This is a genomic window from Gemmata algarum (assembly GCF_034097035.1).
In the GTDB taxonomy this organism is placed as follows: domain Bacteria; phylum Planctomycetota; class Planctomycetia; order Gemmatales; family Gemmataceae; genus Gemmata; species Gemmata algarum.
This window is the reverse complement of sequence record NZ_JAXBLV010000166.1, coordinates 56,834-67,162: the sequence shown is the minus strand read 5'-3', so window position 1 is coordinate 67,162 and position 10,329 is coordinate 56,834. Positions and strand designations below refer to the sequence as shown.

Here is a 10,329-nt window from a genome sequence, read left to right as displayed (position 1 = left end):
TGAGTGCCGCGTAAGCCCTTGTTCGTCCGCGCGGTATCGTGTGTGTTAGCCCCGCTGCCAACTTCTCCCACCACACCATGAGCACCAGGCACCTCTTCGCTGCCGTCTTCTTCGCCTGTGCCGTCGGACTGATCGGATGCGCGCGGCGCCCGCCCGAGCCGGTCAAGACCCCGCCCCCGGTGGTCTACGTCAGCGCGCCGACCGTCGAGAAGGTGAACGACTACGAGGACTTCGCCGGCCGCACCGAGCCGTACCGGGTGGTCGAGCTGAAGTCCCGCGTCACCGGGCACCTCAAGAAGATCCACTTCCGGGACGGCCAGGACATCGAGGAAGGGGAGCCGCTGTTCGACATCGACGGCCGCGTCTACCGGGCGCAACTGGAGCAGTCCAAGGCGCAACTGGTGAAGGCCGAGGCCCACCTGAAGACCGCGACCGACAACTACACGCGGGTCAAGGACCTGTACGACCGCGGGGTGGCCGGGCGCGAGGACTACGACATCAAGGCCGGCGAGAAGGCCGAGGCCGAGGCCGAGGTGAGCTCGGTCCGGGCCGCCGCGAACCTGGCCGCGACGAACCTGCGGTACTGTCACATCCGCGCCCCGTTCAACGGGCGGCTGAGCAAGCGGTTCGTGGACGAGGAGAACCTCGTCCGGGCCGACGACACGGCGCTCACCACCATCGTGCAGCTCGACTACCTGTACGCGACGTTCGACGTGGACGAGCGCACGGTCACCCGGGTGCGCAAGCTGATCGACCGCGGCGAGGTGACCTCGTCGCGGGTGCAGCCGCTCCAGGTGCAGATCGCGCTGGCCGACGACGACGGGTTCACGCTGTCCGGGCAGGTGGTGTTCACCGACAACCAGATCGACGCCGGGACCGGCACGCTCCGGATCCGGGCTACTATCTTGAACCCGCGCCTGTCGCGCGCGCCGTGGTACATGCTGTCGCCGGGGCAGTTCGTGCGGGTGCGGCTCCCGATCGGCCAGCCGCGCGACGCGGTCCTGGTGCCCGAAAAGGCCATCGGCTCGGACCAGGGGCAGAAGTTCGTTTACGTGCTGAACGCGAAGAACGAGGTGGAGCGCCGCAACGTCGTCGTGGGCCAGCAGTACGGCCGGTCGCGGGTAATCGAGAACGGCGCGGTGAAGCCCAGCGACAAGGTGGTCGTGGAAGGCATGTTGCGGGTGCGCCCCGGGATCGAGGTGAACCCGAAGCCGGCCCCGGTGGAGAAGGTCGCGCCGGAAGCGACCCGCGGGCGGCCCATCGCCCCGGCCCCGCGCGCGAAGACGTGAGCGGAAGGGGCCGCCGCAAAGAAGCACAAGCGGCACAATAACGAGGCGCGAGTCGGTTCGACGTGATTGGCGCCTTTCGCTGTGCTTCTTCGCGCCCCCTCCTCGTGTTGATGTTGGTCCTCCCGCCTTCGCCCGCTCCCGCGACGCCGCCGCATGATCGCGACGTTTTTCATCGACCGGCCCGTCTTCGCCACCGTGCTGTCGGTGGTCATCACCCTCGCGGGGGCGCTCTCCGTCGGGGCGCTGCCGGTGTCGCAGTACCCGAAGGTCACCCCGCCCACCATCCAGATCGACTGCAACTACCCCGGCGCTAGCGCGCAGGTGGTGTCCGAAACGATCGCGTCCCCCATCGAACAGCAGGTGAACGGCGTCGAGGACATGTTGTACATGACCTCGCAGTGCACCAGCGACGGCACGTACACGCTGACGGTCACGTTCAAGAGCGGCACCGACCTGAACATGGCCCAGGTGCGGGTGCAGAACCGGGTGAACCTGGCGTTCCCGCAACTGCCCGAGGTGGTCCGGGCCACCGGCATCACCACCCGCAAGCGGTCGCCCGAGCTGCTCATGACGGTCGGGATCACGTCCCCGCCGGAGCCCGGCTTCCCGGACGGCCGGTACGACCAGTTGTACCTCAGCAACTACGCGGTGCTGAACCTGAAGGAGGAGTTGCAGCGGCTCCCCGGCATCAGCGACGTGACCATCTTCGGCCAGCGCGACTACGCCATGCGCCTGTGGGTGGACCCGGACCGGCTCGCCGCCCGCGACCTCACCGCCGCCGACGTGCTCGCCGCGCTGCGGCAGCAGAACCTCCCCATCGCGGCCGGGCAGATCAACCAGCCGCCGGCCGGGAGCGGCCAGCCGTACCAGGTCACGCTCGCGGCGCACGGGCGGCTGGTGGACGTCGAGGAGTTCGAGCAGGTCGTCGTGAAGGTCGGCCCGCTGGGGCAGTTGGTGAAGGTGAAGGACGTGGCCCGCGTGGAGCTCGGCGCGAAGACCCAGGACGTGTCCAACCGGTTCGACGACAAGGCGACCGTCGGGCTGGCGATCTTCATCCTGCCGGAGGCCAACGCGATCGAGACCGCCGAGGCGGTCAAAGCGCACATGGCCAAGATGGGCAAGGACTTCCCGCCCGGCATCACCTACGACATCGGGTACGACACCAGCCCGTTCATCCGGGAATCGATCGTCGAGGTGTTCAAGTCGCTCCGGGACGCGGTGGCGCTGGTCGCGGTGGTGGTGCTGGTGTTCCTGCAAACGTGGCGGGCGGCGCTCATCCCCCTCGCCGCGGTCCCGGTCGCCATCGTCGGCACGTTCGGGGCGATGGCCCTGGCCGGGTTCACGATCAACAACCTGACGCTGTTCGGGCTGGTGCTGGCGGTGGGCATCGTGGTGGACGACGCCATCGTCGTGGTCGAGGCGGTCCAGCACCAACTGGAGAAGGGGCTGAGCCCGCGCGAGGCCACGGTCCGGGCGATGCGGGACGTGTCCGGGCCGATCGTCGCGGTGGGGGTGGTGCTGGCGGCGGTGTTCCTGCCGTGCGCGTTCCTCTCGGGCATCGTGGGGGCGTTCTTCCGCCAGTTCGCGCTGACCATCGCGGTCAGCACCATGATCTCCACCTTCAACTCCCTGACGCTCAGCCCCGCCCTGTGCGCGCTGCTGCTGAAGGGGCCGCGGCCCGCGGGGCACCGGCCGTCCGCGCTCGGGCGTGCGACCGGGGCCGTGCTGCTGCCGCTCACGCTGCTGGGCCGGGCGTTCGACGCGGCGTTCGGCCGCGCCAACGCGTGGTACGTGAAGCTGGTCGGGGTCGGCCTGCGGGTGCCGCTCCTGGTGCTGCTCGGGTACGCGGGGATCGTGGCGTCGGGCGTGGCGGCGTTCCGCACGCAGCCCACCGGGTTCATCCCGCAGCAGGACAAGGGGTACATGATCTGTAGCGTGCAGCTCCCGGACGCCGCGGCGGCCGAGCGCACCCGCGAGGTCATGTCGAAGGTGAGCCGGATCGCGCTCGAGACCGAAATCGACGACGGCGAGGGGAACAAGTGCCGCCCGGTGGCGCACGTGAACGCGGTGGCCGGCAACTCGTTCGTGGTCAGCGCGTACGGCTCCAACTTCGGCTCCATGTTCGTGATCCTCGACGGGTTCGAGAACCGGCGGTCCAAGAAGCTGAGCGCCGACGCGGTCGCGGCGGAGCTGCGGAAGCGGTTCGGCATGTTGTGCCCGGAGGCGCAGGTGCAGGTGTTCGGCGCCCCGGCGGTGTCCGGGCTCGGGCGGGCCGGCGGGTTCCGCATCATGATCGAGGACCGCGGGGACGTGGGGCCGGCCACGCTCCAGGGGCAGACCGAGGAGTTCATCCGCGCCGCCAACAGCCAGGAGCAGGTGGTCGGGCTGTTCACGGTGTTCAAGACGAACTCGCCGCAGCTCGTGCTCCGGGTGAACATCGACGCGTGCCTGGAGCGGCAGGTGGACGTGGGCGACGTGTACGCGTGCCTCCAGGGGACGATGGGCAGCCGGTACGCGAACGACTTCAACCGGTTCGGCCGCACGTGGCAGGTGAACGTGCAGGCGGACGACCGGTTCCGCGACCAGCTCGAGGACGTGAAGCGGCTCAAGGTGCGCAACAAGGGCGGCGACATGGTGCCGCTCGGGGCGCTCCTGACCGTGACCGAGCGGAGCGGGCCGCTCGTCATCACCCGGTACAACATGTACCCGGCGGCGGCGGTGAACGGGAACGTCGCGCCGGGGCACAGCACCGGCGACGCCATCGGGATGCTGGAGCGGCTGGCGGAGAAGCAGCTGCCGGACAAGATGTCCTACGAGTGGACCGAGCTGACGTTCCTGGAGAAGCAGTCGCGGAACACGGGCGGGCTGGTGTTCGGGCTGTCGGTGGCGTTCGTGTTCCTGATCCTCGCGGCGCTGTACGAGAGCTGGGCGTTCCCGCTGGCGGTGATCCTGGTGGTGCCGGTGTGCGTGGCGTGCTCGCTGGGGGCCGTGTGGCTCACCGACCCCGGCTCGGTGGTGCAGCAGCTGGCGCAGTGGAACGCGGGCGCGCCCGACTGGCTGAAGCTCGGCGACGGCCCGCTGGGGGCCGCGGCGTGGCTGGACCGGGAGGCGATCGGGGGCGCGAGCGGGGCCGTGGCCGCCGCCGGCATCGGCAAGCAGGACGTGAACATCTTCACCCAGGTCGGGTTCGTGGTGCTGATCGGGCTGGCGTGCAAGAACGCCATCCTCATCGTCGAGTTCGCGAAGATCGCGCGGGACCAGGGGGCGGACCTCCGGACGGCGATCCTGGAAGCCTGCACGTTGCGGTTCCGGCCGATCATGATGACCTCGATCGCGTTCATGCTCGGGGTGGTGCCGCTGGCGGTCGCCCGCGGGGCCGGGGCGGAGATGCGGCAGGCGCTGGGCGTCGCGGTGCTGGGGGGGATGCTCGGGGTGACGGCGTTCGGGGTGTTCCTCACGCCGGTGTTCTTCGCGCTGGTGGAGCGGCTCACGCGCTTGGTCGGGGTCACCCGCGCGCGCCAGCGGGCGCAGCGCTTGGTCGTGCTGGCGCTGAGCCTCGCCGGGCAGGCGCTCCTGATCCTGGCGATCGAGTTCGGCTCGGAGGCGCTGCTGTACGGGTTCGTAACCGGGTTCGCACTGGTGCTGCTCGCGGCGCTCCTCGGGATGGGGCTGATCGCGACCGCCGACACGGCCGGAACGCTCGCGGGGCTCGCGCGCCGGGCCGCCCGGCCGGTGCGGGCGGCGGCGCGCAAGATCCGCGACGCGCTGCGGCGGGGCCGGACGCCCCGGCGCCAGGGCGAGCGGGGGTCGTAAGACCCCCGAGTGCGCGCCGCCGCGCGTGGCGCCCGGACCGCTCTGGACGCTTGTATCACTCGGGGGGCTCACGCCCCCGCTCGCCAACCACCGCCCGAACGTCTCCGCGGAGAAGGCGACAAGACTTTATGACTTGTGACCTAGTGACGTTCTGACTTGAGACTTGAGACTTCAGTCAGGCGCCGCGCGTGGCGCCCGGACCGCTCTGGACGCTTGTATCACTCGGGGGGCTCACGCCCCCCGCTCGCCAACCACCGCCCGAACGTCTCCGCGGAGAAGGCGATAAGACTTTACGACTTGTGACTTGAGACTTCAGTCAGGCGCCGCGCGTGGCGCCCGGACCGCTCTGGACGCTTGTATCACTCGGGGGGCTCGTGCCCCGGTCGCCAACAACCGCCCGACGACACCCATGTTCACACGCTTCTTCATCGACCGCCCGATCTTCGCCGCGGTGCTGGCGATCATGACCGTGCTGGCCGGGCTGGTCGGGCTCGACTCGCGGCCGGTCGCGCAGTACCCGGACATCACCCCGCCCACGGTGGAGGTGTACGGCATCTACCCCGGGGCCAACGCCCGCGACGTGTCCGAGACGGTCGCGTCGCCCATCGAGCAGCAGGTGAACGGCGTGGAGGACATGATGTACATGTCCTCGACCTGCGGGAACGACGGCTCGTACACGCTCACCGTCACGTTCAAGCCGGGCATCGACCTGAACATCGCACAGGTGCTGGTGCAGAACCGCGTGAACCTCGCCGAGCCGGTGCTGCCGGACATCGTGAAGCGGCGCGGGGTGACGGTGAAGAAGAAGTCGCCCAGCCAGTTGATGATCATCAACCTGTACAACACCGCCGACACCCCGGCCGACGAGCGCGAGCGGCAGACCGTGCTGCTCCAGCTCAGCAACTACGCCACGATCCAGTTGCGCGACGAGCTGGCCCGGCTCCAGGGGGTCGGCGACATCACCTACCTGGGGCAGCGCGACTACTCGATGCGGCTGTGGCTGGACCCGGAGCTGATGGCGGTGAAGGGGCTCAGCACCGCGGACGTGCTGCACGCCGTGGAGCAGCAGAACGCGCAGGTGGCCGCCGGGCAGGTGGGGCAGCCGCCGGCCCCGCGCGGGCAGGCGTTCCAGTACACCATCAACACCCTCGGGCGGCTCACCGACGAGGGGCAGTTCGGCGACATCATCATCAAGGCCGACGCCGACAGCCGCCCGGTGCGGCTCAAGGACGTGGGCCGGGTCGAGCTCGGGGCGCTGAGCTATGACCAGTCCTGCACGTTCGACGGCAAGCCGTCGGTGGCGCTGGCGGTGTACCAGCTCCCGGGCACCAACGCCATCGACACCGCCCGCCGCGTGCGCGAGAAGATGGCCGAGCTGAAGGCCCGGTTCCCGGCCGGCGTGGAGTACCAGATCGCCTACGACACCACCCCCTTTATCGACGAATCCATCTCGGAGGTGTTCAAGACCCTGCGCGACGCCGTGGTGCTGGTCGCGCTCGTGATGCTGGTGTTCCTCCAGTCGTGGCGGGCCGCGATCATCCCCCTCGCCGCGGTCCCCGTGGCGATCGTCGGCACGTTCGCGGCGATGGCGGCGCTGGGGTACTCGGTCAACAACCTGACGCTGTTCGGGCTGGTGCTGGCGGTGGGCATCGTGGTGGACGACGCCATCGTCGTGGTCGAGGCGGTGCAGCACCACATCGAGCACGGGCTGGAGCCGCGGGCGGCCACCATCAAGGCGCTGGACGAGGTGTCGGGGCCGGTGATCGCGGTGGGGCTGGTGCTGTCGGCGGTGTTCGTGCCGTGCGTGTTCATCACGGGCATCGTGGGGGAGTTCTACCGCCAGTTCGCGGTCACCATCGCGGTGAGCACGCTGCTGTCGGCGTTCAACTCGCTCACGCTCAGCCCCGCGCTGTGCGCGCTGCTGCTGAAGCCGAACGCCGACGCGCAGGCCCGCGACCCGCTGCCGGCGGTGACGTTCCCGCTGCTCGGGGCCGGGCTCACGTACCTCCTCCTGAGCGCCGAGCTGAAGCACTGGGCGGGCGAGCAGCCGTGGCTGGGCGCCGTGCCGCCGGTCGCCGTTCCGGTCGCTGCGGCCCTGGTCGGCGGGCTGCTCGGGTGGGCGCTGGCCCGCGCCCTGAACCACCTTCTGGGGACGCTGTTCGCCGGGTTCAACCGCGGGTTCGACGCGGTGACCGCGGGGTACACGCGGGTCGTGGCGGGCACGTTCCGCGTGTCGCTGCTGGTGCTCCTCGGGTACGGCGGGCTGCTGTACCTCACGTACCACACGTTCGCGACCACCCCGACCGGGTTCATCCCGCAGCAGGACAAGGGGTACCTGCTGGTGAACGTGGTGCTCCCGGACGCGGCGTCGGTCGAGCGCACCGAGCGGGAGGTGCGGAAGCTCGAGGCCGTCGCGCTGCGCACGCCCGGGGTGAAGCACACCGTGAGCGTGTCCGGGAACTCGGTGATGGTCGGCACCAACGCGCCGAACTTCGCCACCCTGTACGTGATGCTCGACGACTTCCCGAACCGGCACGACCCCGCGCTGCTGGGGGACGCGATCGCGGCCCGGCTCCAGCGCGAGCTGTCCGACGAGGTGCCCGGCGCGAGGCTGACGGTGTTCGGCGCGCCGGCGGTGGACGGGCTGGGCACCACCGGCGGGTTCAAGCTGATCGTCGAGGACCGCGGCGACACCGGGGCGGCGGCCATCGAGGAGGCGGCGCGGGCGGTGGTGGACAGCGCCAACGGGCACCCGGACCTGCGCGACGCGTTCACCGGGTACCGGGCCGACACCCCGTGGCTGAAGCTCAACATCGACCGCGACGCGGCCCAGATGAAGGGCGTGGCGGTGGGCGACATCGTCGGCGCGCTGCAGGTGTACTTCGGGTCGCTGTACATCAACGACTTCAACCTGTTCGGCCGCACGTGGCAGGTGAACGTGCAGGCGGGCGAGCGGTTCCGGCGCACCGCCGCGGACCTGAAGAAGCTGCGGGTGAAGAGCGCCGGGGCGGAGCGCGACAACCAGATGGCCGCGCAGCAGGCGCTGGCCGCGGGCCGCTCCGCGCCGCCGCCGAAGGAGACGATGGTGCCGCTGTCCACGTTCCTGTCGGTGGAGGCCGCGAGCGGGCCGGTGATGGTGCAGCGGTACAACCTGTACCCGGCCGCGGCGATCACCGCCAGCCCCGGGACCGGGGCCAGCTCGGGCCAGGCGCTCGACGCCCTGGAGCGCGCCGCCGGGGCCACCCTGCCGGGCACCATGAAGGCGGAGTGGACCGAGCTGGCGCTGCTGCAACTGCAAACCAAGGACACGGCGCTGCGGGCGTTCGTCCTGAGCGTGGTGCTGGTGTTCCTGGTGCTGGCGGCGCAGTACGAGAGCTGGGCGCTGCCGCTGGCCGTGATCCTGGTGGTCCCGATGTGCATCCTCAGCGCCGCGCTGGGGGTGCTGGCGGCGCGGCTGGACGTGAACATCTTCACCCAGGTCGGGTTCGTGGTGCTGGTGGGGCTGGCGTGCAAAAACGCCATCCTCATCGTCGAGTTCGCGAAGCAGAAGGCGGACGCCGGCGCGAGCCGGTGGGAGGCCGCGCTGGAGGCGTGCAAGCTGCGGCTCCGGCCGATCGTGATGACGTCGGTGGCGTTCATCATCGGGGTGGTGCCGCTGGTGCTGGCCGAGGGGGCCGGGGCGGAGATGCGGCGGGCGCTGGGCACCGCGGTGTTCGCCGGGATGCTCGGGGTGACGGCGTTCGGGCTGTTCCTGACGCCGGTGTTCTTCGTGGAGCTGGACCGGCTCACGGCGGCGGTGCGCCGGCTCCGGCGGTGAGCGGCGCGGGGCCGCGCCGTATGCTGAACGGGGTACAAGCGCCCCTCGCGAGACCCGACATGACCGTGATCGACCGCGAGCATTTGAAGATCCTCGCCATCTGCCACTACGTCCTCGGCGGGCTGTGCGCCCTGTTCGGCTTCTTCCCGGTGGTCTACCTCTTCGTCGGCGTCCTGATCGTCGCCGGCGATCTGGGGCAACCGCCGCCGGGCAACGGACCCGGCGCTCCGCCCCCACCGCCGCCCGAAGCTGTGGGCTGGCTGATCATCGGGTTCGCGTCCGTGATGATGCTGCTTTTTTGGGCGCTCGCCGTGGCACTGATCGCGGCCGGGCGGTGCCTCCAGCGCCGCCGGTCGCGGGTGTTCTGCATGGTCGTGGCCGGCTTTTCCTGCCTGCAACAACCGCTCGGGCTGCTGCTGGGGGTGTTCACGTTCATCGTCCTGAGCCGCCCGAAGGTCCGGGCCGCGTTCGATCGTAACCGGTTCGAGCCGCGGGACGAGCGGTACGATTTTGATCGCGACGAGGACCGCGAGTTCGACCGCTACCACCACGAGTAAAAAGGGCTGGCGCCCGGCCGCCGAATCTGTTCAAGGTGTGGCTCATGAACCTGGACGCCTACCTCGCGCGCGTCGGCTACACCGGGCCGCGCGAGCCGACGCTCGACGTGCTGCGTGGGCTGGTGCTCGCGCACCAGTGCGCGATCCCGTTCGAGAACCTGGACGTGCTGCTGGGCCGCGGCGTCTCGCTCGCCGACAGCGACGTGGAGCGGAAGCTCGTCGGCGACCGCCGCGGCGGGTACTGCTTCGAGCAGAACTCGCTCTTCTTGCGCGTGCTCACCGCCCTCGGGTTCACGGCGGCGCCGCTTTCGGCCCGCGTCCGGCTCAAGAGCCCGCGCGACTTCACGCCCCCGCGGACGCACCTGTTCGTCGGCGTCATCATCGACAACGTGCCCTGGCTCGCGGACGTCGGCGTCGGCGGGTTGAGCCCGACCGCGCCGGTCCGGCTCGACCGCCTGGGCGACGAACAGCCGACGCCGCACGAGCCGCGGCGGGTCGTGCGCGAGGAGCGGTCGCCCTCGCCCCGGTACTTTCATCAGGCGAAGCTTGGGGACGTGTGGGCCGACGTGTACGAGTTCACGCGCGAGGAGATGCCGGTCATCGACCGCGAAGTCGGGAACTGGTGGACGAGCACGAGCCCGCAGTCGAAGTTCCGGCAGAACCTGATGGTGGCCCTCGCCCGCCCGGACGGCACCCGGGTCTCGGTGCTGAACCGCGAATTCACACACCGCCGCGGGGCCGAGGTGCTCGAGCGGCTCGAACTCGCCGGCACGAATCATCTGCTCGACGTACTCGCGGAGCGGTTCGGTCTCCGGCTCCCCCCGGGCACGCCCCTCGTCGTTCCTTAAAGAAC

5 protein-coding genes are annotated in these 10,329 nt (G+C 70.3%); all 5 read left to right on the top strand.

Annotated elements, in window-relative coordinates; all coding sequences use genetic code 11:
- The first annotated feature begins 77 nt into the window (after nucleotides 1-77).
- The 5 genes from R5W23_RS12855 to R5W23_RS12835 all read left to right on the top strand — a co-directional run bounded on the left by R5W23_RS12855 (nucleotide 78) and on the right by R5W23_RS12835 (nucleotide 10,324).
- Nucleotides 78-1,289: an efflux RND transporter periplasmic adaptor subunit gene (locus tag R5W23_RS12855; RefSeq protein WP_320686662.1), complete on the top strand. Its 1,212-nt coding sequence runs from the start codon at nucleotides 78-80 to the stop codon at nucleotides 1,287-1,289.
- A gap of 153 nt (nucleotides 1,290-1,442) precedes the next feature.
- Nucleotides 1,443-5,102, top strand: coding sequence for an efflux RND transporter permease subunit (locus tag R5W23_RS12850; RefSeq protein ID WP_320686661.1), 3,660 nt, complete (start codon nucleotides 1,443-1,445; stop codon nucleotides 5,100-5,102).
- A gap of 409 nt (nucleotides 5,103-5,511) precedes the next feature.
- Entirely contained in the window at nucleotides 5,512-8,919 is a 3,408-nt protein-coding gene (locus R5W23_RS12845) for an efflux RND transporter permease subunit (protein WP_320686660.1), read from the top strand.
- Between the two features lie 59 nt (nucleotides 8,920-8,978).
- The gene (locus R5W23_RS12840) at nucleotides 8,979-9,476 is read left to right on the top strand and encodes a hypothetical protein (RefSeq protein ID WP_320686659.1); all 498 of its coding nucleotides are present in this window, start codon (nucleotides 8,979-8,981) and stop codon (nucleotides 9,474-9,476) included.
- Between the two features lie 44 nt (nucleotides 9,477-9,520).
- Nucleotides 9,521-10,324, top strand: a complete 804-nt coding sequence (locus tag R5W23_RS12835) for an arylamine N-acetyltransferase family protein (protein WP_320686658.1) — start codon at nucleotides 9,521-9,523, stop codon at nucleotides 10,322-10,324.
- Nucleotides 10,325-10,329 lie beyond the last annotated feature (5 nt).